This window comes from Kitasatospora sp. NRRL B-11411 (genome assembly GCF_000721345.1).
GTDB lineage: Bacteria > Actinomycetota > Actinomycetes > Streptomycetales > Streptomycetaceae > Kitasatospora > Kitasatospora cineracea.
In genome coordinates, this window is the sequence record NZ_JOGH01000003.1 from 97,027 (window position 1) to 119,378 (window position 22,352).

A 22,352-nucleotide genomic window follows, 5' to 3' on the forward strand; every position below is an offset into this window, starting at 1 on the left:
CGGGCAACTCCTTTGATCTGGAAGGGGGTTCAGAGCACCTTGGCGAGGAAGGCGCGGGTGCGTTCGTGCTGCGGGTCGTCCAGCACCTGGGCGGGCGGGCCCTGTTCGACCACCACGCCGCCGTCCATGAACACCACGGTGTCGGCGACCTCGCGGGCGAAGCCGATCTCGTGGGTGACCACGATCATGGTGGTGCCGGTGCGGGCCAGGTCCTTGATCACGTCGAGCACCTCGCCGACCAGTTCGGGGTCGAGCGCGGAGGTCGGCTCGTCGAACAGCAGCACCTTGGGCTCCAGGGCGAGCGCCCGGGCGATGGCGACCCGCTGCTGCTGGCCGCCGGAGAGCCGGCGCGGGTACTCGTCGGCCTTGTCGGCGAGGCCGACCCGCTCCAGCAGGTCGCGGGCCCGGGCCCGGGCCTCGGCCTTGGGGACGCCGAGCGCGCCGACCGGGGCCTCGACCAGGTTCTCCAGCACGGTCAGGTGCGGGAACAGGTTGAAGTTCTGGAACACGAAGCCGAGCCGGGTGCGCTGCCTGAGCACCTCCCGCTCGGGCAGTTCGCGCAGCTTGTCGCCGACCCGCCGGTAGCCGATCAGCTCGCCGTCCACCCGGACGTGGCCCCGGTCGAGCTTCTCCAGGTGGTTGACCGCCCGCAGCAGGGTGGACTTGCCGGAGCCGGACGGGCCGAGCACCACCGTGACGGTGCCGGGCCGCACGTCCAGGTCGATGCCGCGCAGCACCTCCAGCCGCCCGAACCGCTTGTGCACGCCGCGCACTTCGACCATGGCCGTCGCGCCTTCGCCGCTCATGCCCGCTCCTCCTCGTTCTCGGTGGCGGCGGCCCGCAGCCGCTGCCAGGGGGTGGGCGGCGCGCCGCGCCCGCTGCCGCGGGCGAAGTAGCGCTCGACCCAGTACTGGACCAGCGAGAGCGCGGTGGTCAGCAGCACGTACCAGACGGTGGCGACCATCAGCAGCGGCACCACCCGGCCGGTGCGGCCGTAGATCACCTGCACCTGGTAGAAGAGCTCGCCGATCGCCATCACGTAGACGATCGAGGTGCCCTTGAACAGCGAGATCACCTCGTTGGCGGCGTTCGGCAGGATGCCGCGCATGGCCTGCGGCAGCACGATCCGCCAGGCCTGCCGGAAGCGCGGGATGCCGAGCGCGGCAGCGGCTTCGAGCTGCCCGGCGTCCACCGCGAGCACCCCGCCGCGGATGATCTCGGCGGCGTACGCGGCCTGGTGCAGGGCCAGGCCGAGGACGGCCGCGCCGAGCGCGCCGAGCAGGTCCATGGTGCCGAAGGAGGCGAAGGTCGGGCCGAACGGGACGCCGATCCCGATCCGCTTGTACAGGTAGGCCAGGTTGAACCAGAACACCAGCTGCACGATCAGCGGGATCGAGCGGAACGCCCACACGTACGTCCAGGCGATGGTGCGCAGGATCGGGCTGCCGGACAGCCGCAGCGCGGCGATCACCGCGCCCAGCGCGAAGCCCAGGACGGTGCCGTAGGCGGTGAGTTGGAGGGTGGTGCCGACCGCGCGCAGGATGCTGTCGGAGAACACGAAGGCGCGGAAGGTCGGCCAGTCCCAGCCGGGGTTGACGGCCAGCCCGTGGACGAACTGGGCGGCCAGCACCAGGGCGGCCAGGCCGGCCGCCAGCCGCCACGGGCGGCGGTGCGGGACGATCGTCAACTCCGGCCCGTCGTCGGCGGGTTGTCGTAGCGGAAGGGTCTTCTCGGGGGTCACGGCGGTCATCGGGGGCTCCGTGGTCAGGGGTGCTCGGGCGGGTTGATCAGGGATTCGGTGATCGCCGAGTCGGCGGTGCCCCACTTGGCCAGGATCTTCCGGTAGCTGCCGTCCTTGATCAGCTCGTTGACGGCGGCCTGGAAGGCGGGGGTGAGCGGCGAGCCCTTCTTGAACGCGAAGCCGACGTCGAGGCGGTGGTACTCGCCCAGGAAGCGGGTCTTCGCGCCGGGCTGGTTCGCCTGGTAGCGCAGGCCGTTGATGGTGGACATCACCGCGTCCAGCCGGCCCTGCTGGAGGCCGGTGACCACGGCGCCGTTCTCGGAGAACACCTTGACCTCGTACGGCTTCCGGCCGGCCTGCGCGCAGACGTCCTTCTTGGCGTTCAGGGTGGCCTCGAAGGTGGTGCCGGCGCCGGTGCCGATGGTCAGGCCGCACAGCTGGGCCAGGTCGGTGACGGTGGTCAGCGCGGTGTTGTCGGCGCGCACCGCGAAGCCCTGGCCGTCGTCGATGTAGGTGACGAAGTCGACGGTCTTCAACCGGGCCGTGGTGACGCCGAAGTTGCCGGTGCCGACGTCGTACTTGCCGCTGCCGAGCGCGGGCAGGATGGTCTCGAACGCGGCGTCCTCGCGCTGCACCTTCACCCCGAGCACCGCGGCGACGGCGTTGACCAGGTCGACGTCCAGCCCGGTGAGCTCCTTCTTGCCCTCCGGGTAGTACGCCCCGGGCGGGGTGCCGACCGCGCCGCCGAGCTTGATCGTGCCGGCGGCCCGCACCTCGGCGGGCAGCAGCGCGGCGGCCGCCTCGCTCTTGCGCACGTCCGACAGCACGTCCTGGCCGGGCTGGACGCCGACCGGCGCGGCCTTCGGGGCGGCCGCCGGGTCGGAGCCGCAGCCCGCCAGTGCCAGGGCGGCGACGGTGGCCAGCGCGAGGGCGGGGAGGTGGCGCTTCATCGGGTCGGTGCCTTTCCGGCCGCCGCGGCGGCCGTGCCAGTGGTGGGCAGGTGCTTCTCGAACGGGAGCGGCCGGAACTCCTCCGGGGCCGCGTCGGGGTCGAACAGGGGGGTGTAGCCGGCCGCCAGGTAGAGGCCCTTGGCCTCGGGCTGGCGCGGGCCGGTGGTCAGGAAGATCCGGCGGTAGCCGGCCTCCCGGGCGGCGGACTCCAGTTCGGCCAGCACCCGGCGGCCCAGGCCCTGGCGGCGGTGCGCGGCGGCGGTCCACATCCGCTTCACCTCGGCGGTGCGCGGGTCGCGGTGGCGGCGGTAGGCGCCGCCCGCCACTGGCACGCCGTCGCGCAGCAGCAGGAGCAGCAGCCCGTCGGGCGGGGTGAACTCCTCGGCGCCGTAGCGGGCCATCTCCTCGTGGCCGCCGGGCCCGTAGCGGGTGACGTACTCGTGGGTGAGCTCGCGGATCAGCGGTTCGGTGAGGGGGTCGCCGAGGACGGCCCGCTCGACGGTCAGGGCGCTCATGCGGCAGCGGCCCCGGCCTTGGTCGCGTCGGCCGCCTTGGCGGCGTCCCGCTTGGCGACCTCCTCGCGGACGATCGGGATGACGTGGCGGCCGAAGTCGATCGCGTCGCCGACGTGGTCGTAGCCGCGGGCGGAGAGGATGTCCACGCCGAGGTCGTAGTAGTCGAGCAGCGCCTGGGCGACCGTCTCGGGCGTGCCGACCAGGGCGTTGGAGTTGCCGGCGCCGCCGGTGGCGGCCGCGGTCGGGGTCCACAGCGCGCGGTCGTAGCGCTCGCCGGCCTCGGCGATCTCCACCAGCCGCTGCGAGCCGGCGTTCTCCGGCCCGGCGCCGCTGGTGAGCCGGCGGCGGACCAGGTCGTTCGCCTCCCGGCGGTCCTTGATCGCGGCGACCGTGCGGTGCGCCTTCTCCCAGGCGAGTTCCTCGGTGGGCGCGATGATCGGCCGGAAGGCGACCTGGATCCGCGGGGTGTCGGTGCGCCCGGCGGCCCGGGCGGCGGCCTTCACCAGCTCGATCTGCTCGGCGGTGCGGGCCAGCGGTTCGCCCCACAGCGCGTAGATGTCGGCCTCGGCGCCGCCGGCCGCGAACGCGGCGGGCGAGGAGCCGCCGAAGGAGACGTCCGGCCGGGGCTGCTGGACCGGGAAGACGTCCGAGACGAAGTCGTTGAAGCGGTAGAACTCGCCCTCGTGGTCGAAGGGTTCGCGGCTGGTCCAGGCCCGCTTGACGATGCCGATGTACTCGCGGGTGCGGTCGTAGCGGCGGTCCTTGGGCAGGAAGTCGCCCTCGCGCTGCTGCTCGTGGTCGTTGCCGCCGGTGATGAAGTGCACGGTGAGCCGGCCGTCGCTGATCCGGTCCAGGGTGGCGAAGGTCTTGGCGGCGAAGGTCGGGTACGAGACGTTCGGGCGGTGCGCGAGCAGGATCTGCAGCTTGTCGAGCTTGGCGGCGAGGTACGCGGCGGCGGCCGCGGGCTCGGGCGAGCCGGCGCCGTAGGCGAACAGCACCCGGTCCCAGCCGTGGTCCTCGTGGGCACGGGCCAGGCGCAGCGTGTAGTCGCGGTCGAAGGCGTGGGTGGTGCGGGCGGTGGTCTCCGAACCGTCGCCGGTGGCGGCGATTCCGAGGAACTCGACGGGCATGGCTGGCCTCTTCCGGTCGGGTGGGGCCGCGTCCGGGCAGGCCGGGGGACGCCCCGGCGGGCGGGTGCGGACGCGGGTGGGAAGAACGGGGGAAGGACGGGGAAAGCGGGCGTACGGCGCGTGACGGGGCGCCGGCTCAGGAGCGAGCGGGAACGCTAGGGGGGCGGCAGCGTACGCCTGGTGGTCCGTCCGGACGGACGGCGTCCCGGCCCGCGACAGGGCGACCGAGGGAGGGCTCCCGGAAGGGAGAAGGGCCGGTCAGGCGGCCCGCTGCCGGGTCAGCCGCGACACGCGGCGGACCACACCCGACCGAAGTCGATGTGGCCGCGCGTCACCAGGGCGGGCTGTCCGGCTGTCATGCCGAACAGTTGAACAGTGCCGCCGAGGGTCCGTCAACCTCTCCCCCGCGGACGAAACACCGACGTCACACCCGCGTCCTTGACAGGGCGCGCCCGTCCGCCCGTACGATCGCGGTGGAGCGAGTACTGCCCCGGGCCCGGCCGAACTGCCGCCGGTCCCAGCCGCGTTGAGGGACGCGGCGCGCATGGGTGACGGCATGCGGACACCGCCTGCCCGCCGCCCGAGGGAGCCGTCCATGGCCTCGCCCGCCGTCCCGTCCGCCCGCGCCCGGTCCACCGCGCCGCCGACCCCGCCCGGCCCCGCCTCCGCGCCCGCCGCACCCGCTGCGCCCTCCGTACCCGTGCCCGAAGCCGTTCCGGCCGGGCTGGCGATCGTGCCCCGCCGCCGCCCCGGGCGGTACGTCAGCGGCGGGCTGGCGCTGCTCGCCACGGCCCTGCTGGTGCGTTCGCTGGCCGGCAATCCGGCCTTCGAGTGGCCGGTGGTCGGCGCCTACCTGACCTCGGCGTCGATCCTGCGCGGCCTGCTGCTGACGCTGTGGCTGACCGGCGCGGTGACGGCCCTCGGCTTCGCCCTGGGCACCGTGCTGGCGGTGGCCAGGCTCTCCGGCAACCCGGTGCTGCAGAGCCTGAGTTGGGGCTTCGTGTGGATCTTCCGGGCCACTCCGCTGCTGGTCCAGCTGCTGTTCTGGTTCAACATCGGCGCGCTGTACCCGGAGCTGTCGCTGCGCCTGCCGTTCGGCGGCGAGCTGTTCGCGGTGCGGACCGTCGACCTGCTCGGCCCGGCGCTCACCGCGGTGATCGGGCTGACCCTGCACGAGGCCGCGTTCGCCGCCGAGGTGGTGCGCTCCGGCGTCCAGTCGGTCGACCAGGGCCAGTTGGAGGCGGCCGCCTCGCTGGGCCTGGGCCGCGGCCGGGTGCTGCGCCGGATCGTGCTGCCGCAGGCGATGCGGGCGATCCTGCCGCCGGCCGGGAACATGCTGATCGGCACCCTCAAGGGCACCTCGGTGATCAGCGTGCTGGCCGTCCACGACCTGCTGTTCTCCGCCCAGCTGGTCTACAACCAGACGTACCAGGTGATCCCGCTGCTGCTGGTGGCGACCCTCTGGTACGTGGCGGTGACCAGCGTGCTGTCGGTCGGCCAGTACTACCTGGAGCGGCACTTCGCCCGCGGCGCCACCCGCGCCGGGCTGCCGCCGACCCCGTGGCAGCGGGCCCGGGCGGCCGTCCGGCGCGCGGTCGGGCGGTGAGCGCGGTGCCCGTCCTGGTCGTGGTCGGGGCCGGTCCGCGGGGCACCGGCCTGCTGGAGCGGATCGCCGCCAACGCCCCCGAACTGCTCGGCCCCGGCGTGGAGTTGGACGTCCACCTGGTCGACCCGCACCCGCCCGGCGGGGGCCGGATCTGGCGGCGCGCGCAGTCCCCGCTGCTGCGGATGAACTCGATGGCCGAGGACGTCACCATGTTCACCGACGAGCGCACCACCATGGACGGCCCGGTCCGCCCCGGCCCCTCGCTCGCCGAGTGGGCCGCCGACCCGGCCGCCCACCCCCCGCACCTGCCGGTCGAGGACCCGGAGGTGGCCGCGGAGCTGCGCACCCTGGCCCCCACCGACTTCCCGACCCGGCGGGTCCAGTCCGCCTACCTGGACTGGACGCTGCGCCGGGCCGCCGCCGAACTCCCGGACAACGTACGGCTGTTCGTCCACCGGGACACCGCCCTGCGGATCACCGGCGACCCGGCCGGCCCGCAGCGCGTCCACCTCTCCGACACCGTGCTGCTCGCCGACCGGGTGGTGCTCGCCCTCGGCCACCTGGACTCCGCGCCCGGCCCCGACACCGCCGCCGCCCGCGCCTTCGCCGCCCGGCACGGCCGCGGCTACCTGCCGCCCGCGTTCACCGCCGACGCCGACCTGTCCGGCCTGGCCCCCGGCGAGCAGGTGATCGTCCGCGGCCTCGGCCTGGCCTTCGTCGACCTGGTCGCGCTGCTCACCGAGGGCCGCGGCGGCCGCTTCACCCCGCGCCCCGGCGGCGGCCTGCGCTACCACCCGTCCGGCCGCGAACCGGTGCTGCACGCGGGCTCCCGGCGCGGCGTCCCGTACCACGCCAAGACCGGCTACCGGCTCCAGGGCCCGCCCCCGCCGCTGCCCCGCTACTTCGGCCCCGACCTCGAACTCCCGGACGGGACCATCGAGTTCAAGCGCGACCTGTGGCCCGCCATGGCCAAGGAGATCGGCTTCGGCTACTACCACGAGCTGTTCCACGGCCACCCCGAACGCACCGCCCTGCCCTGGGCCGAGTTCCTCGCCGCCTACGACCGCCTCCCCTGGTACGGCCCCGAGCGCGCCGCCCTGGTCGCCGCCGCCGTCCCCGACCCCGAGGACCGGCTCGACCTGGAGCGCCTGGACCGCCCGCTGGCCGGCCTGCGGGTCGGCAGCCCCGCCGAGCTCCAGCAGCACCTGCGCGCCTACCTGCGCGCCGACCTGGCCCGCCGCTCCGACCTGCGGCACAGCGCCGACCTCGGCGCCTTCCACGCCCTGCTCTCGCTCTACGGCCAGCTCGTCCGCCTGCTGCCCGTCCACCCGCTCACCGCCCGCTCCACCGCCGCCGAACTCGACGGCTGGTGGCAGGGCTTCTTCTCCTTCTACGCCTCCGGCCCGCCCGGCTTCCGGCTGGAGCAGCTGCTGGCCCTCTCCGACGCCGGACTGCTGCACTTCCTCGGCCCCGACCTGCGGGTCGACCTCGACGAGCAGCACGGCACCTTCCGCGCCTCCTCCCCCGCCCTGCCCGGCCACCACGTCCACGGCACCGCCCTGGTCGACGCCTTCCTGCCCCGGCACGACCTCGGCCGCACCGGCGACCCGCTGCTGCGCCACCTGCTGCGCGAGGGCCGGATCGACGAGGAGGAGCTGACCGACCCGGACGGCCACCGCTACCGCTCCGGCCTGGTCCGCACCGACCCCGACGCCCGCCTGCTCGACCCCGCCCTCGGCGGCCGCCCGCACCCGCGCCGCACCGCCCTGGGCGCCCCCACCACCACCCGCGCCCCGGCCGCCTTCGCCCGCCCGCGCACCGACGCCCCGTCCTTCCGGCAGAACGACGCCGTCGCCCGCCGCCTGCTCACCGAACTCCAGAAGGAGGACTGAGGGCCCGGCCCGCGCCGCACCCGCACCGGATACGCTCCAAGCACCCGAGCCCTCCGGAGAACCGCCATGGCCAAGCAGCCCCCGCACCGCGACCCCGCCCAGGACGCCCCGCACGTCGGGCCCCCGGCCCACGCCGCCGCCGGGCTGCCCGCGATCGGGCACACCCTGCGGATGGCCGCCGAGCAGATGTCCCCGGGCCGGACACTGGCCACCCTGCGCCGGATCAACCAGCCCGGCGGCTTCGACTGCCCGGGCTGCGCCTGGCCCGAGCCGGACAAGCCGCACCTGGCCGAGTTCTGCGAGAACGGCGCCAAGGCCGTCGCCGAGGAGGCCACCGAGCGCCGGATCACCCCGGCCTTCTTCGCCGAGCACCCGGTCGCCGACCTCGCCGAGCGCTCCGGCTACTGGCTCGGCCAGCAGGGCCGGCTCACCACCCCGATGCTGCTGGACGAGGGCGCCACCCACTACGCGCCGATCGGCTGGGACGCCGCCTTCGCGCTGGTCGCCGAGGAGCTGGCCGCGCTCGGCTCCCCGGACGGGGCCGCGTTCTACACCTCCGGCCGGACCTCCAACGAGGCCGCCTTCGCGTACCAGCTGTTCGCCCGCCGGTTCGGCACCAACAACCTGCCGGACTGCTCCAACATGTGCCACGAGTCCTCGGGTTCGGCGCTCACCGAGACGCTCGGCGTCGGCAAGGGCAGCGTCTCGCTCAAGGACCTGTACCAGGCCGACCTGATCATCGTGGCGGGCCAGAACCCGGGCACCAACCACCCCCGGATGCTCTCCGCCCTGGAGCGCGCCAAGCGGGCCGGCGCGAAGATCGTCAGCGTCAACCCGCTGCCCGAGGCCGGGCTGGAGCGGTTCAAGAACCCGCAGACCCCGCGCGGCCTGGTCGGCGGCGGCACGAAGCTCACCGACCTGTTCCTGCAGATCCGGCTCGGCGGCGACCTGGCCCTGTTCCGCGCCCTCAACCACCTGCTGCTCACCACCCCCGGCGCCGTCGACGAGGCGTTCGTCGCCGAACACTGCGCCGGCTACGACGAGTTCGCCGCCGAGGCCGCCGAGCTGGACCGGGCGGCCGTGCTGCGCGCCACCGGCCTGCCCTGGGCGCAGATCGAGGAGCTGCACCGCCTGGTGCTCGGCTCGCAGAAGGTCATCGTCTGCTGGGCGATGGGCCTCACCCAGCACAAGCACTCCGTCCCCACCATCCGCGAGGTGGTCAACTTCCTGCTGCTGCGCGGCAACGTGGGCCGCCCGGGCGCCGGGGTCTGCCCCGTCCGCGGGCACAGCAACGTGCAGGGCGACCGCACCATGGGCATCTTCGAACGCCCCTCCACCGCCTTCCTGGACGCCCTGGGCAAGGAGTTCGCCTTCGAGCCGCCGCGCGCGCACGGCCACGACACCGTGGACACCATCCGGGCGATGCGCGACGGCCGGGTGAAGGTGTTCTTCGCGATGGGCGGCAACTTCGTCTCGGCGAGCCCCGACACCGACGCCACCGAGGCCGCGATGCGCAACTGCCGCCTCACCGTGCACGTCTCCACCAAGCTCAACCGCTCGCACCTGGTCACCGGCGCCCGCGCGCTGATCCTGCCCACCCTGGGCCGCACCGACCGCGACCTGACCGCCGCCGGGCAGCAGTTCGTCAGCGTCGAGGACTCCATGGGCATGGTGCACTCCTCCCGCGGCGGCCTGCGCCCGCCCGCGCCCGGCCTGCTCTCCGAGGTCGCCATCGTCACCCGCCTCGCCCGCGCCGTCCTCGGCCCCCAGGACCCCACTCCCTGGGAGGAGTTCGCCCTCGACTACGACCGGATCCGCGAGCGGATCGCCCGGGTCGTGCCCGGCTTCGACGACTACAACGCCAGGGTCCGCCGCCCCGGCGGCTTCGCCCTCCCGCACGCCCCGCGCGACAGCCGCACCTTCCCCACCGCCACCGGGAAGGCCAACTTCACCGTCAACCCGCTGACCGCCCCCGAGGTCCCCGCGGGCCGCCTGCTGCTCCAGACGCTCCGCTCGCACGACCAGTACAACACCACCGTCTACGGCCTGGACGACCGCTACCGCGGCATCACCGGCGGCCGCCGGGTGGTGCTGGTCAACCCCGCCGACGCCGCCGAACTCGGCCTCGCCGACGGGCAGTTCGTCGACCTGGTCGGCGAGTGGAGCGACGGCGCCGAACGCCGCGCCCCGCACTTCCGGGTCGTCCACTACCCCGTCGCCCGCGGCGGCGCCGCCGCCTACTACCCCGAGACCAACGTCCTGGTCCCGCTGGACTCCACGGCCGACATCAGCAACACCCCGACCTCCAAGTCGGTCCTGGTCCGGCTGGAACCGGCCGGCTGACCGCGGGCCCGGCGGGCGGACGGCGGAGACGGCGAGGGGCCGGCGTCGCAGCTGCGCCGCCGGCCCCTCCCGTCCGTCCTCAGCCCGCCGACCGGCTCCCCGAGGGCGTCACCGAATCGGCCGCGCTCGGCGAGCCCCCGGTGCCGGACGCCGTGACGCTGCTCGGCGTCGTACCGGCACCGGGCGTCCCCGTGCCGCTCGGCGTGCCCGTCCCGGTGCCGCTGGGCGGGGCGGAGGCGGAGCCCGAACCGCTGGGCGTGGCCGAACCGCTCGGCGATCCCGAACCGCTGGGCGAGCCCGACCCGGAGGGATCCGTCGGCGTCCCGGTCGGCGTCCCGGGCGCGGTCGGGGTCGGCGTCGGGGTCGGCGTCGCGGGCGGGGTCGGCAGCGTCGAGGGCTTGGCGGGCTGGATCTTCACTGCGCCCAGCGGCACGTCCGGCACCTTCCACTCGCCGCCCGCGACGTCCGGCGCGTCGTCCCCGTCCGGCCGGACCGCGCCCAGGATCGGCATCGCGCCCATCTGCGAGACCTTCACCACGTCGCCGGTGTGCGGGGCCTGCACGATCAGGCCGCCGCCGATGTACATCCCGATGTGGGTGGCGCCGCCGAAGTAGACGATCAGGTCACCGGGCCGGACCTGGTTCAGCGGGACGTGCTTGAGCTGCGCCCACTGCTCCTGGCTGGTGCGCGGGATGGCCTGCCCGGCGTGCAGCCAGGCCTGCGAGGTGAGGCCGGAGCAGTCGAACACGTCCGGCCCGGCGCCGCCCCACACGTAGTCCTTGCCGAGCTGCTGCAGCGCCCAGGCGACCGCCTTGCGGCCCATCGCCGACGGCGTCCGCTCGCCCTTGCCGATCGCCCCGGAGGCCAGGAAGGCCAGCTGGGCCTCGTTCGCCTCCTGCTTCTCCAGCTCGGCCAGCTCGTCGCGCTGGGCGCCGGTGAGCGAGCCGACCAGCTGCTCGACCTCGGCCAGCTTCTGCGCGACGTCGTTCTTCGCCTTCTCCTGCTCGGCGGCCAGCGCCTGCGACTGGGCGACGGCCTGCTCGGCGGCGGTCCGCAGCGCGGCCAGGGTGTCCCGGTCCGACTTGAGCCGGTCCAGGAAGTCCTTCTGCGAGCGCCCGGCGGAGTTCAGCAGTTCGGCGATGACCACGGCCTCGTACGGGTTCTCGGCCATCAGCAGCTCGGCGTACCCGGAGACCTGGTTGTTGCGGTACTGCGCGGCGGCGAGCTGCGAGGCCAGGTCGCTGCCGGCGTCGACGGCCTCCTGCTGCCGGGCGGCCCGGTTCTTCAGGTCCTCGACGGTGGTCTGCTGCTCGGTGAGCTTGGCGACGGTGCCGTTGTACTGCTCGGTGGCGGTCTCGGCCTGCTGGTACAGGGCGTGCAGCTGGTCGAGCAGCGGCCCGAGGGTGCGCTTGGCGTCGGCCAGCGGGTCGGACCCGGCGGAGACCTTCGGCGCACCGCCCGGTTCGGGTATCGCGTACGCCGCGGAACCGAAGAACGGCAGGGTGAGCGCGGCGGCGGCGAGGACCGCCCCGCAGCGCAGCGCGGCGCGCACCCAAGGCCGCAGTCCCGTCGATTCGGTCCGCTGCCCAGCCCCCATCGGCCGGCCCTCCCCTGGTTGTCCGTCGGCGATCGGACCGATCCTGCCACGTGGAGGGCGGTTCGGGGCAGGCCCTTTCCGGACCGCCGGGTGAATTCTCATCCGGTCCGGGGTGTGAGAACGGTCTCACCGCAGGGCCCTGACCTCCATGGGAATCCGACAGTCCGGCAACTCCCGGGCCACTAACGGAACCCCGACTCCGCACCCAGTTAACCTCCCGTTCACCGAGGCTTCCTACCTTCACCGAGGACAGCAACGTCAGTCCGACCACTACGACGATTGTTTGGGTATGGAACACATCACGTTCCTGGTGGCCGTTGTGATCATCACGGCGCTCGCCTTCGACTTCACCAACGGCTTCCACGACACCGCCAACGCGATGGCCACCTCCATCGCCACCGGCGCGCTCAAGCCCAAGGTCGCCGTCGCCATCGCGGCGGTGCTGAACTTCGCCGGTGCCTTCCTCTCCGTGAAGGTCGCCACCACCATCTCGGGCGGCCTCGTCAACGAGAAGGCCGGACTGCAGCCCTCGATCATCTTCGCCGCCCTGGTCGGCGCGATCCTGTGGAACCTGCTGACCTGGCTCAAGGGCCTGCCCTCGTCCTCCTCGCACGCCCTGTACGGCGGCCTGATCGGCGCCACCGTGGTCGGGGTCGGCCTGCACGGCGTGAACTTCTCCACCGTGATCTCCAAGATCCTGATCCCGGCGGTCGCCTCCCCGATCATCGCGGGCCTGGCCTCCTGGGGTGCCACCAAGCTGGCCTACCTGATCACCCGGGGCGCGCCGAAGGAGGGCACCGAGAAGGGCTTCCGCCGGGGGCAGGTCTTCTCGTCCTCGCTGATCTCGCTCGCGCACGGCACCAACGACGCGCAGAAGACCATGGGCATCATCACGCTGACCCTGATCTCGACCGGCGCCCTGCACAAGGGCGACAACCCGCCGGTCTGGGTGATCGTCAGCGCCGGTCTGGCCATCGCGCTCGGCACCTACATGGGCGGCTGGCGGATCATCCGCTCGATGGGCTCCGGCCTGGCCGACATCCGGCCGCCGCAGGGCTTCGCCTCGGAGACCGCGGCCGCGACGGTGATCCTGACCTCCTCGCACATGGGCTACGGCCTGTCCACCACCCAGGTCTGCTCCGGCGGCATCATGGGCGCGGGCCTGGGCGGCCCGTCCGGCAAGCTGCGCTGGGGCATGGTCCGCCGGATGGCCTACACCTGGGGCCTGACCCTGCCGGCCGCCGCCGTGGTCTCCGGCGTGGCCGCGCTGGTCGCCGACCGCGGCAACTGGGGCGTGGCCCTGGTGGGCCTGGCGCTGGTGGTGGGTGCCGGTTCGATGTGGCTGGTCTCGCGCCGCCAGCCGGTGCACGCGGACAACGTCAACGAGGTGGACGCGACCCCCGCGGCCGTCGAACTGCCCACCGCCGCCGCCCCGGCCACCCTCGCGGCCTGAGAGGAACCCCCGCCATGAACATCAAGTGGGCCGCACTGGCCGAGACCGCGGGCGTCAGCCTGCTCGTCACCGTCGCCGTGGTCGCCGTCTTCGCGCTCGGCAACCTCGCACTGTCCCGCCGGGAGGCCGCCGTCGCGGCGGGCACCGGCAGGGGCGTCCCGGCCCTGGTCGCCGCGGGCGTCTGCTTCGCGGCCTGCACGGCCGTGGTGCTGTACGGCATCTCACTGATCGCCGCCAAGTAACGCGCCGCGCACGACGAAGGGCCCCCGCCACGCCGGCGGGGGCCCTTCTCGCATGTCGTCGCGGTCCGCGGACCGGTCGGGGTCAGTCGGCGACCAGCTCCGCCTGCTTGGCCCCGGCGGGGGCGGTCGGCCGCTCCTCGTTGGAGGTGCGCAGCGGCACCTCGCGGATGAACAGCACCAGCAGGAAGCCGACCACCGCGAACGGCGCGGCGATCAGGAACACCGTGCCGACGCCGTGCCCGTACGCGTCGGTGATCAGCGGGACGATCTGCGCGGGCAGCTTCTTGAGGTCCGGGATGCCGTCGCCGCTTGCCCCGGCGGCGGGGATCCCGGCCTTGGCGAAGTTCTCCGCCGCGTAGCTGGCCACCTTGTGGCCGAGCAGCGCGCCGAGCGCGGAGACGCCCATCGCGCCGCCCATGGTGCGGAAGAAGGTGACCACCGAGCTGGCCGCGCCGAGCTCGTTGCGCGGCACCGTGTTCTGCACCGCGAGCACCAGGTTCTGGCTGGTCAGGCCGAGGCCGATGCCGGCCAGCAGCATGTAGAGGGCGAGCAGCGGGTACGCGGTGTCGGCCCGGGCGGTGCCCATCAGGCCGAGGCCGGCGGCGAGCAGCACGGTGCCGGCGACCAGGAAGCCCTTCCACTTGCCGTACTTGGTGATCAGCTTGCCGGCCACGGTGGAGGAGACCGCCAGACCGAGGATCATCGGCAGGGTGAGCAGGCCGGCCTGGGTGGGCGACTTCTCCTTGGCGAGCTGGAAGTACTGGCCGAGGAAGGTGGTGGTGCCGTACATCCCGACGCCGACGAAGGCGCTGGCCAGCGCGGCGAGCGCGACGGTGCGGTGGCGGAACAGGTCGAGCGGGATCAGCGGTTCGGCGGCGCGCTTCTCGACCGCGACGAACAGGCCGGCCAGCGCCAGGCCGCCGAGCACCATGACGGCGGTCTGCCAGGAGACCCAGTCGTAGTTCTTGCCGGCCAGCGAGATCCAGATCATCAGCAGGCTGACGGCGGCGGTGATCAGCGTCGCGCCCAGGTAGTCGATCTTCGGCTTGCGGGCGGCGGCCTCGGGGAGCTTGAGGGTGCGCTGCAGCACCAGGATGGCGACCAGCGCGAACGGGACGCCGACGTAGAAGCACCAGCGCCAGCCGAGCCAGGAGGTGTCCACGATGACGCCGCCGATCAGCGGGCCGCCGATGGTGGCGAGTGCGAAGACCGCGCCGAAGTAGCCGCTGTAGCGGCCGCGTTCGCGCGGCGGGACCATCGCGGCCAGGCAGATCTGGCCGAGCGCGATCACGCCGCCGGCGCCGATGCCCTGGAGCACCCGGCAGAAGATCAGCATGCCGATGCTCTGCGACAGGCCGGCCAGCGCCGAGGAGAGCACGTAGATCACCATGGCGATCTGGACCAGCAGCTTCTTGCTGACCAGGTCGGAGAGCTTGCCCCAGAGCGGGGTGGCGGCGGTGATCGACAGCAGGGCGGCGGTGACCACCCAGGTGTACGCGGACTCGCCGCCGTGCAGGTCGGTGAGGATCCGCGGGAGCGCGTTGGAGACGACCGTGGAGGAGAGCACGGCCACGAACAGGCCGAGCAGCAGGCCCGAGAGGGCTTCGAGGACTTGGCGGTGGGACATCTGGACCTGCGGTGGTGCCTTGAGGGTCGTCGACATGCGCTTCCTTCGACTAAAAATTCGTTGCCTCAAGCAACTATACGCGGATAGTTGACTGAGGCAACTTTCTTCAAGTCCAAGTAAAGGCGCGCCCGGTCGAGGAGCGCTCGGGATCCGCTGCCGCCGGGCCAGACGCCCCGGTCAGACCCCCTCGGTCAGCTCGTTGAACCGCTCCAGCAGCCGGGCGAACTGCTCCAGCTCGGTCGGCTCCCACCCGGCCAGCGAGGCCCGGAACCGGTCCATCCGCTGCTCCCGGGCCGCCGCGAACCGCCGCTCGCCCTCCTCGGTCAGCGACACCAGCGAGGCCCGCCGGTCCAGCGGGTCGGTCTCCCGCCGCAGCAGCCCCAGCTCCTCGATCGCCCGGATCTGCCGGCTCACGGTGGCCTTGCCCACCCCGAAGTGCAGCCCGACGTCGGTCACCCGGGCCCGCCCGGACTCCCGGATGAACCCGAGCAGCACGTACGCCCCGGCCTCCAGCTCGGGGTGCACCAGCCGGGAGATCTCGGCGGCCCGCGCCCGGCTGCGCCGGAACAGGGTCGCCACCTCGCGCTCGACCGCGAGGAACGCCAGTTCGGCGGGGCTCCGCCGGTCCGAGGGGTCACTCATGGCGCTCAGTATCGCGCAGCTCGCGCCTCCCCCGGCACGCAACTGTTTCATGATATGAAGTATCCGTTTTGCCTCTTTTGAACCACTCGCCCCCTCTACCCCAAGGAGACGCCCCGCCATGGCCCACACGGCAGAGCCGGCCAAGGGATTCCTCGGCGAACTCCGGGACGCGGTCACCCCGCGCGCGTTCTTCCTGGTCGTCGCCGTCCTGCTGCTCCAGCTCGGCTTCATCACCTCCTACGTGGGCGCCCTGCACCACCCGACGCCGCACGAGCTGTCCATCGCGGTGGTCGCCCCGCCCGAGGTCGCGCCCAAGCTGGTCGGCGCGCTGGAGTCCGTCCCGGACGACGCGGTGCGCGCCTCCGTCCTGCCGGACGGGGACACCGCGCGGGCCCGGATCAAGGACCAGAAGATCTACGCGGCCTGGGTGGTCGACCCGACCGGCACCGAGGACGCGCTGCTGGTCGCCGAGGCCCGCGGCCCGGCCGCCTCCACCGCCGCGGAGGGCATCGTGACGAAGCTGGCCGCGAGCCAGGGCCGCACCGTCGTGGTGGACGACACCGTCCCGCTGGCCAAGGGCGACGCCGAGGGGCTGTCCGCCTTCTACCTGGTGGTCGGCTGGTGCGTGGGCGGCTACCTGGTCGCCTCGATCCTCGGGATCAGCGCCGGCTCCCGCCCGGCCAACACCGCCCGGGCGGTGCTGCGGCTGGGCACCCTGGCGCTGTACTCGGTCGCGGCGGGCCTGGGCGGCGCGCTGATCATCGGCCCGATCCTGCACGCGCTGCCCGGCTCGATCGCCGCGCTCACCGGCCTGGGCACCCTGGTGGTGTTCTCGGTCGGCGCCGTCACCATGGCCCTGGAGTGCCTGTTCGACGTGGTCGGCATCGGGCTGGCGGTGCTGCTCTTCGTGGTGCTGGGCAACCCCAGTGCGGGCGGCGTCTTCCCGCCGCCGCTGCTGCCCGCGTTCTGGCGGGCGATCGGCGAGTGGATCCCGAACGGGGCCGGCACCTCCGCGGCCCGCTCGATCGCCTACCTGGACTCCACCAACCTCACCGTGCCGTTCCTGGTGCTGGCGCTCTGGGCGGTGCTCGGCATCGCGGTGACCTTCCTGGCGGTGGCCCGCCGCCCGCAGTTCGGCCGCCCCATCCCGCCCGAGGGCTGATCCGTCCCGCCCGAGGACTGATCCGTCCCGGCCGGGGACCGGCCCGGCCCAGGCGGGGTCAGACCCGCTCGGGCGCCCGCCCCGGCTGCTGGTGGCCGGCCGCCCGCTCGGACAGCTCGGTGAACACGAAGCGGTTCATCGCCCAGAACCGGAACGCCATCGCCAGCAGGGTGCCGATGATCATCCCGCTGAAGAAGTCGGCGAGCTCCTGGGTGAAGTGGCTCACGTCCGGCGTCCGGAAGTCGAACAGGTACCGGGACGCCACCAGCGGGAGGTCGTTCACCCCCACCGCCAGCGCGCTGACCACGAAGAACCCGGCCGCCTCCCGCTTGCGCCCGGCCGCGCGGAACGACCACTGCCGGTTCAGCACGTACGAGATCACCGTGGTCACCACGGTGGCGATGGTGAGCGCCAGCACCGGCTTGCTGTCCAGCACGGTGGTCTTCAGCCCGAAGTTGATCAGCATGGTCAGGACGAAGCAGGTCCCTCCGACCACGAGGAACTTCACCAGCTTGCGGTGCTTCACCAGGACCGGACGGAGGCGCTGGGGCACCAGGGCCAGCGCGCGCTGCGTAGGGGACGGCATGCGGGAAGTGTCCCATCGGCGCGGAACGGAGACCAGCAGGGGCCTGCCTCCGAACCCCCGTCGTCGGCCGGAGGCCGGCCTCGCGGCGTCTGGCGCGTGCTCTCGGCGTGCCGGCCGGAAGCCCTTGTACTGGGTGTACTCGGGTTTTCGGCCGGTGCGGCGAGCGGGCCCCTCCTGCCCGATGGCGGGCAAGGAGGGCGCGTGCCAGGCGTCGTGGGGCAGGCGGGGGTTCGGAGGCAGGCCCCCGGCCCCGTGGAACGTGTCCACGGGGCCCCTGCTCCGGGCGTCAGGCCGCCGCCACCAGCACCTCGGCCGGCTCCAGGGCCAGCCGCAGCACCTCGCGGACGTCCGACACCGGGTGGACCGTCAGGCGCTCCAGCACCTCGGCGGGGACGTCGTCCAGGTCCGCCTCGTTGCGCTTGGGGATGATCACCGTGGTGACCCCGGAGCGGTCCGCGGCCAGCAGCTTCTGCTTGACGCCGCCGATCGGCAGCACCCGCCCGGTCAGCGACACCTCGCCGGTCATCGCCACGTCGGTGCGCACCTTGCGGCCGGACAGCAGCGAGGCCAGCGCCGTGGTCATGGTGATGCCCGCGCTCGGGCCGTCCTTCGGCACCGCCCCGGCCGGCACGTGCAGGTGGATGCCCCGCTCGCGCAGCCCGGTCACCGGCAGCTCCAACTCGGCGCCGCGCGAGCGCAGGTAGGAGAGCGCGATGTGCGCGGACTCCTTCATCACGTCGCCCAGCTGGCCGGTCAGGACCAGCCCGGTCGCTCCGGTCTCGGCGTCCGCCAGCGAGGCCTCGATGTAGAGGACGTCGCCGCCGGCCCCGGTGACCGCCAGCCCGGTGGCCACGCCCGGCACCGCGGTGCGCCGCTCGGCCGGTTCCTGCGCCGCCTCCGGCACGTGGTGCGGCCGGCCCAGCAGGGCCCGCAGGTCGTCCGCGCCGACCGCGGCGGGCAGCTCGCGCTCGCCCAGCTCGGTCTGCGCGGCGACCTTGCGCAGGATCCGCGCGATCGACCGCTCCAGGTTCCGGACGCCCGCCTCCCGGGTGTACTCGGCGGCCAGCTTGCGCAGCGCCGCCTCGTCCACCGTCAGCTCGTCCCCGCCGAGGCCGGCCTTGGCCAGCTGGCGCGGCAGCAGGTGGTCGCGGGCGATGGCGACCTTCTCGTCCTCGGTGTAGCCGTCGAGCCGGACCAGGTCCATCCGGTCCAGCAGCGGCTCCGGGATGGCCTCCAGCACGTTCGCCGTGGCCAGGAACACCACGTCGGAGAGGTCGAGTTCGACCTCCAGGTAGTGGTCCCGGAAGGTGTGGTTCTGCGCCGGGTCGAGGACCTCCAGCAGGGCCGCCGCCGGGTCGCCCCGGTAGTCCGAACCGACCTTGTCGATCTCGTCCAGCAGCACCACCGGGTTCATCGTCCCGGCCTCCTTGACCGCCCGGACGATCCGGCCGGGGATCGAGCCCACGTACGTCCTGCGGTGGCCGCGGATCTCCGCCTCGTCCCGCACGCCGCCGAGCGCGACCCGGACGAACGAGCGGCCCATCGCCTTGGCCACGCTCTCACCCAGCGAGGTCTTGCCGACCCCGGGCGGCCCGACCAGCGCCAGCACCGCGCCTCCCCGGCGCCCGCCGATCTGGCCGAGGCCCTGGTCGGCCCGGCGCTTGCGCACCGCCAGGTACTCGACGATCCGGTCCTTCACGTCCGCCAGCCCGGTGTGGTCCGCGTCCAGCACGGCGCGGGCCCCGGCGATGTCGTACGCGTCCTCCGAGCGCTCGTTCCACGGCAGTTCGAGGACGGTGTCCAGCCAGGTGCGGATCCACGAGCCCTCGGGCGACTGGTCGCTGGCGCGCTCCAGCTTGTCGACCTCCTTGAGCGCCGCCTCGCGCACCTTCTCGGGCAGCGCGGCCGCCTCGACCCGGGCCCGGTAGTCGTCCTCCTCGGAGTCGCTCTCGCCGTTCAGCTCGGCCAGCTCCTTGCGCACCGCCTCCAGCTGGCGGCGCAGCAGGAACTCCTTCTGCTGCTTGGCCACGCCCTCCTCGACGTCCTTGCGGATGGTGTCGTTGACCTCCTCCTCCGCGAGGTGCTCGCGCAGCAGGCTCAGCGCGTACTCCAGCCGGGCCGGGCGGTCCGCCTCCAGCAGCACCTTCAGCTTCTGCTCGGCGGTCGCGAACGGCGCGTACCCGATGTTGTCGGCCAGCTCGCCGACGTCCTCGATCGCGGCCACCCGGTCGACGATCTGCCAGGCCCCGCGACGGCGCAGCCACTGCGTCGACAGCGCCTTGTACTCCTTGACCAGCTCGGCCGCCCGCCCCGCCACCGGCAGCCCCTGGTCCGACTCCTTGAACGGCGTGGTCTCCACCCACAGCGCGGCCCCGGGCCCGGTCGTCCCGGCCCCGATCCGCACCCGCCGCACCGCCCGCACCAGCGCCGCCGGATCCCCGTCCGCCAGCCGCCCCACCTGCTCGACCGTCGCCAGCGCCCCCACCGCCGCGTACGACCCGTCCAGCCGCGGCACCAGCAGCACCTGCGGCTTCCCCCCTCCGCTCCCGGCCCGCGCCGCCTCCACGGCGGCCCGCACCTCGGGATTCGAAAGCTCCAGCGGAACCACCATGCCAGGGAGCACCACCTCGTCGTCGAGCGGCAGCACCGGCAGAGTGAGCGGAGCGGACATCGATGCCATGATCTCTCCCCAGTCAGTGAACTTGAGCTGACCTGACTAAGGTCTGGCGCCCCCCGATTGTTCCCCACCCCGCGTTCACCCCCAGTGAACACACCCCGGCACAGCGGAAACCCCGCGTCGGCGGAAGGCGGGGAACCGCACGGAGCCGAGAAAAGAGGGGCCCGGAAGACTGCGGAACAGCACGGGCAGCGCGCGAAGCCGGCCGGCCCGAGGAATCCCGGCACAGCGAAAACCCCGCGCCCCGTCAGGGGCGCGGGGAACTGCGCGGGGCGGCAGGCGCGGGCCGGAAAGGTCGTGGCACGGGCGGCCCGCCCGCGTGCCGGTGCGACTGCGCGGTCACCCTTCCGCCGGGGCCGCCTTCGGCCCGCCCGCGCGCCGGTGCGACTGCGCGGTCACCCTTCCGCCGGGGCCGCCTTCGGCCGGCCCTGCGCGCCCCACACCGGCACCGGTCGCGCCGTCCGCGCCCGCCGCGTCCGCCACGGGCCGCGGGGCCCGCGCCCGCGCAGGAGCGGCCAGAGCGCGACGCCCACCCCCAGCGCGGCGGGGTGGCCGACCGAGGTGATCAGGTCGGGGTCGGTCAGCAGCTGGTGTCCGATCAGCGCGAGCCCGGCGCCGAGCGCGACCTTCCGCCCGGTCGGGCCGAGCAGTCCGGCGAGCGCGCCGAGCGAGGTGAGGACGCCGTAGGAGACGCCGATGTCCATCGCGTCGAGCAGCTCGGTCTCGGCTCCGCCGGCCGCCACCGCGGCCACCACGACGGCCTGCGAGAGCAGGGTCGCGGCGATGTGGCCGGCGCCGAAGACGCCGAGGGCACGAAGGCCGCCGATGCGTCGTTCCAAGGGTGCGACGGTGAGGGCGAAGGCCCAGAAGTAGGGCATCCAGACCGGTCCGGCGACCCACAGGCCGCTGCCGACCAGGGAGAGCGCGGGGTGGACGAGCAGGTTGTGCGCGTCGGTGGAGGAGAGCGACTGGAGCCGGTGCACGGTGTCCTGGTCGCCGAAGCGCGCGTAGAGGGTGGTGCCGAGCAGCAGGGCGAGGTAACCGAGGGCGAACGGGTTGGCCCGCGGCGTGGGCACGGCCCGGAGTCCGGGCCGGATCAGTCGTCGGCGCAGTTCCGCGCTGGTCATGGTGCCTCCAGGACGCTTCGTCGTGCCCACGATACGGGTGACGGGTGAGAGGTGTCTGAGGAACTTCTGTGAAGACCTCTGCCCGGGCACGTGCCGCTCGCACACGTACCGTTACAGCTCGCAAGTGCTGCGGGTAAGGTATCGGCCCGTGCCCGTCCGAGCGGGGACCTGCCAAACCTGCCCCGACCGCGGGCGGGGGCACTCAGCGCCGGAACGGCGCGACGGAAACAAGACGACTACGAGCGGAAGCCCGCCGTCCCCCCGGACGGCCGGCCCGCGAGCCCTGGGGGCGGTGGCGTGACCGTGACAGAGATTCAGCAAGAGCCGATCAGCAGTGGACCGGTGGGCACCCAGCGACGGGTGCTCGTCGTGGAGGACGAGCCGACCATCGCGGAGTCGATCGCGGCGCGGCTGGGAGCCGAGGGCTTCAAGGTGGCGGTGGCCCACGACGGGCCGGGCGCGGTGGACGGGTTCCACACCTGGCAGCCGGACCTGGTGGTGCTGGACATCATGCTGCCGGGCTTCGACGGCCTGGAGGTGTGCCGCCGGATCCAGGCGCAGCGCCCGGTGCCGGTGCTGATGCTGACCGCGCGGGACGACGAGACGGACCTGCTGGTGGGCCTGGGCGTCGGTGCGGACGACTACATGACCAAGCCGTTCTCGATGCGCGAGCTGGCGGCCCGGGTGAACGTGCTGCTGCGCCGGGTGGAGCGGGCCCAGCAGGCGGCCCGGACGCCCGCGCTGGGGTCCCTGCGGTTCGGCGAGCTGGAGATCGACCACGTGCAGCGCCGGGTCCGGCTGGGCAGCGGCGACGTGCACCTGACGCCGACCGAGTTCGACCTGCTGGCCTGCCTGGCCGCGCAGCCGCGCGCGGTGCTGACCCGCGAGCAGCTGCTGGCCGAGGTGTGGGACTGGACCGACGCGTCCGGCACCCGCACGGTGGACAGCCACGTGAAGGCGCTGCGCCGGAAGATCGGCGCGAGCTGGATCCGCACGGTGCACGGCGTGGGGTACGCGCTGGAGGCCCCGCTGTCCTGACCGGACGCCGCCGGTCCGGGCCCG

At 73.7% G+C, this 22,352-nt stretch carries 18 protein-coding genes; 7 read left to right on the forward strand and 11 right to left on the reverse strand.

From position 1 onward, the window contains the following. Nucleotides 1–29: 29 nt before the first annotated feature. The 5 genes from IH44_RS0102865 to IH44_RS0102885 are packed head-to-tail and all read right to left on the reverse strand — an operon-like array spanning nucleotide 30 to nucleotide 4,336. Entirely contained in the window at nucleotides 30–806 is a 777-nt protein-coding gene (locus IH44_RS0102865; protein WP_030457758.1) for an amino acid ABC transporter ATP-binding protein, read from the reverse strand. Continuing rightward, the gene (locus tag IH44_RS0102870) at nucleotides 803–1,750 is read right to left on the reverse strand and encodes an amino acid ABC transporter permease (RefSeq protein ID WP_030457759.1); all 948 of its coding nucleotides are present in this window, start codon (nucleotides 1,748–1,750) and stop codon (nucleotides 803–805) included. The genes IH44_RS0102865 and IH44_RS0102870 overlap by 4 nt, the downstream gene beginning before the upstream one ends. Nucleotides 1,751–1,764: 14 nt before the next feature. Then, nucleotides 1,765–2,691 carry an ABC transporter substrate-binding protein gene (locus IH44_RS0102875; protein WP_030457760.1) on the reverse strand — a complete coding sequence of 309 codons (927 nt, stop codon included), beginning with the start codon at nucleotides 2,689–2,691 and terminating at the stop codon, nucleotides 1,765–1,767. Next, nucleotides 2,688–3,206 carry a GNAT family N-acetyltransferase gene (locus tag IH44_RS0102880; RefSeq protein WP_030457761.1) on the reverse strand — a complete coding sequence of 173 codons (519 nt, stop codon included), beginning with the start codon at nucleotides 3,204–3,206 and terminating at the stop codon, nucleotides 2,688–2,690. The genes IH44_RS0102875 and IH44_RS0102880 overlap by 4 nt, the downstream gene beginning before the upstream one ends. After that, nucleotides 3,203–4,336 (reverse strand): LLM class flavin-dependent oxidoreductase, encoded by a 1,134-nt coding sequence (locus IH44_RS0102885; protein WP_030457762.1) that lies wholly within the window; start codon nucleotides 4,334–4,336, stop codon nucleotides 3,203–3,205. The genes IH44_RS0102880 and IH44_RS0102885 overlap by 4 nt, the downstream gene beginning before the upstream one ends. A 595-nt stretch (nucleotides 4,337–4,931) precedes the next feature. Here IH44_RS0102885 and IH44_RS0102890 point away from each other — a divergent pair. The 3 genes from IH44_RS0102890 to IH44_RS0102900 all read left to right on the forward strand — a co-directional run bounded on the left by IH44_RS0102890 (nucleotide 4,932) and on the right by IH44_RS0102900 (nucleotide 10,177). Next, a complete protein-coding gene (locus IH44_RS0102890; RefSeq protein ID WP_035953689.1) occupies nucleotides 4,932–5,942 on the forward strand; it encodes an amino acid ABC transporter permease in 1,011 nt (336 codons plus the stop codon). 5 nt (nucleotides 5,943–5,947) lie between these two features. After that, nucleotides 5,948–7,834 carry an FAD/NAD(P)-binding domain-containing protein gene (locus IH44_RS0102895; protein ID WP_030457764.1) on the forward strand — a complete coding sequence of 629 codons (1,887 nt, stop codon included), beginning with the start codon at nucleotides 5,948–5,950 and terminating at the stop codon, nucleotides 7,832–7,834. A gap of 66 nt (nucleotides 7,835–7,900) precedes the next feature. Further along, entirely contained in the window at nucleotides 7,901–10,177 is a 2,277-nt protein-coding gene (locus IH44_RS0102900) for an FdhF/YdeP family oxidoreductase (RefSeq protein ID WP_030457765.1), read from the forward strand. Nucleotides 10,178–10,256: 79 nt separating this feature from the next. On the opposite strand, the gene IH44_RS0102905 is transcribed toward IH44_RS0102900, so the two are convergent. Next, complete coding sequence (locus IH44_RS0102905; RefSeq protein WP_051816484.1) at nucleotides 10,257–11,729, reverse strand: NlpC/P60 family protein; 1,473 nt, start codon at nucleotides 11,727–11,729, stop codon at nucleotides 10,257–10,259. A gap of 334 nt (nucleotides 11,730–12,063) precedes the next feature. Here IH44_RS0102905 and IH44_RS0102910 point away from each other — a divergent pair, with 334 nt between their 5' ends. Both IH44_RS0102910 and IH44_RS0102915 read left to right on the forward strand, forming a co-directional pair. Beyond that, nucleotides 12,064–13,227, forward strand: a complete 1,164-nt coding sequence (locus IH44_RS0102910) for an inorganic phosphate transporter (protein WP_030457767.1) — start codon at nucleotides 12,064–12,066, stop codon at nucleotides 13,225–13,227. A 14-nt stretch (nucleotides 13,228–13,241) separates the two neighbouring features. After that, on the forward strand, nucleotides 13,242–13,469 hold the full coding sequence (locus IH44_RS0102915; protein WP_030457768.1) for a hypothetical protein: 228 nt from the start codon (nucleotides 13,242–13,244) through the stop codon (nucleotides 13,467–13,469). A gap of 82 nt (nucleotides 13,470–13,551) precedes the next feature. Here IH44_RS0102915 and IH44_RS0102920 read toward each other — a convergent pair whose 3' ends face one another. Together IH44_RS0102920 and IH44_RS0102925 are read right to left on the reverse strand one after the other, a co-directional pair. Then, nucleotides 13,552–15,132: an MDR family MFS transporter gene (locus tag IH44_RS0102920; protein ID WP_035953690.1), complete on the reverse strand. Its 1,581-nt coding sequence runs from the start codon at nucleotides 15,130–15,132 to the stop codon at nucleotides 13,552–13,554. Between the two features lie 141 nt (nucleotides 15,133–15,273). Then, complete coding sequence (locus tag IH44_RS0102925) at nucleotides 15,274–15,738, reverse strand: MarR family winged helix-turn-helix transcriptional regulator (RefSeq protein WP_051816485.1); 465 nt, start codon at nucleotides 15,736–15,738, stop codon at nucleotides 15,274–15,276. A 118-nt stretch (nucleotides 15,739–15,856) separates the two neighbouring features. Here IH44_RS0102925 and IH44_RS0102930 point away from each other — a divergent pair, with 118 nt between their 5' ends. Continuing rightward, nucleotides 15,857–16,900 (forward strand): ABC transporter permease, encoded by a 1,044-nt coding sequence (locus IH44_RS0102930; protein ID WP_030457771.1) that lies wholly within the window; start codon nucleotides 15,857–15,859, stop codon nucleotides 16,898–16,900. Nucleotides 16,901–16,958: 58 nt separating this feature from the next. On the opposite strand, the gene IH44_RS0102935 is transcribed toward IH44_RS0102930, so the two are convergent. The 3 genes from IH44_RS0102935 to IH44_RS0102945 all read right to left on the reverse strand — a co-directional run bounded on the left by IH44_RS0102935 (nucleotide 16,959) and on the right by IH44_RS0102945 (nucleotide 21,290). Next, nucleotides 16,959–17,486 (reverse strand): GtrA family protein, encoded by a 528-nt coding sequence (locus tag IH44_RS0102935; RefSeq protein ID WP_030457772.1) that lies wholly within the window; start codon nucleotides 17,484–17,486, stop codon nucleotides 16,959–16,961. 286 nt (nucleotides 17,487–17,772) lie between these two features. Next, a complete protein-coding gene (lon, locus tag IH44_RS0102940; protein WP_030457773.1) occupies nucleotides 17,773–20,166 on the reverse strand; it encodes an endopeptidase La in 2,394 nt (797 codons plus the stop codon). 392 nt (nucleotides 20,167–20,558) lie between these two features. Then, nucleotides 20,559–21,290, reverse strand: a complete 732-nt coding sequence (locus tag IH44_RS0102945) for a rhomboid-like protein (RefSeq protein WP_051816486.1) — start codon at nucleotides 21,288–21,290, stop codon at nucleotides 20,559–20,561. A gap of 303 nt (nucleotides 21,291–21,593) precedes the next feature. Between IH44_RS0102945 and IH44_RS0102950 the strand changes: the two genes are divergently transcribed. Then, on the forward strand, nucleotides 21,594–22,328 hold the full coding sequence (locus tag IH44_RS0102950; RefSeq protein WP_193588041.1) for a response regulator transcription factor: 735 nt from the start codon (nucleotides 21,594–21,596) through the stop codon (nucleotides 22,326–22,328). Nucleotides 22,329–22,352 lie beyond the last annotated feature (24 nt).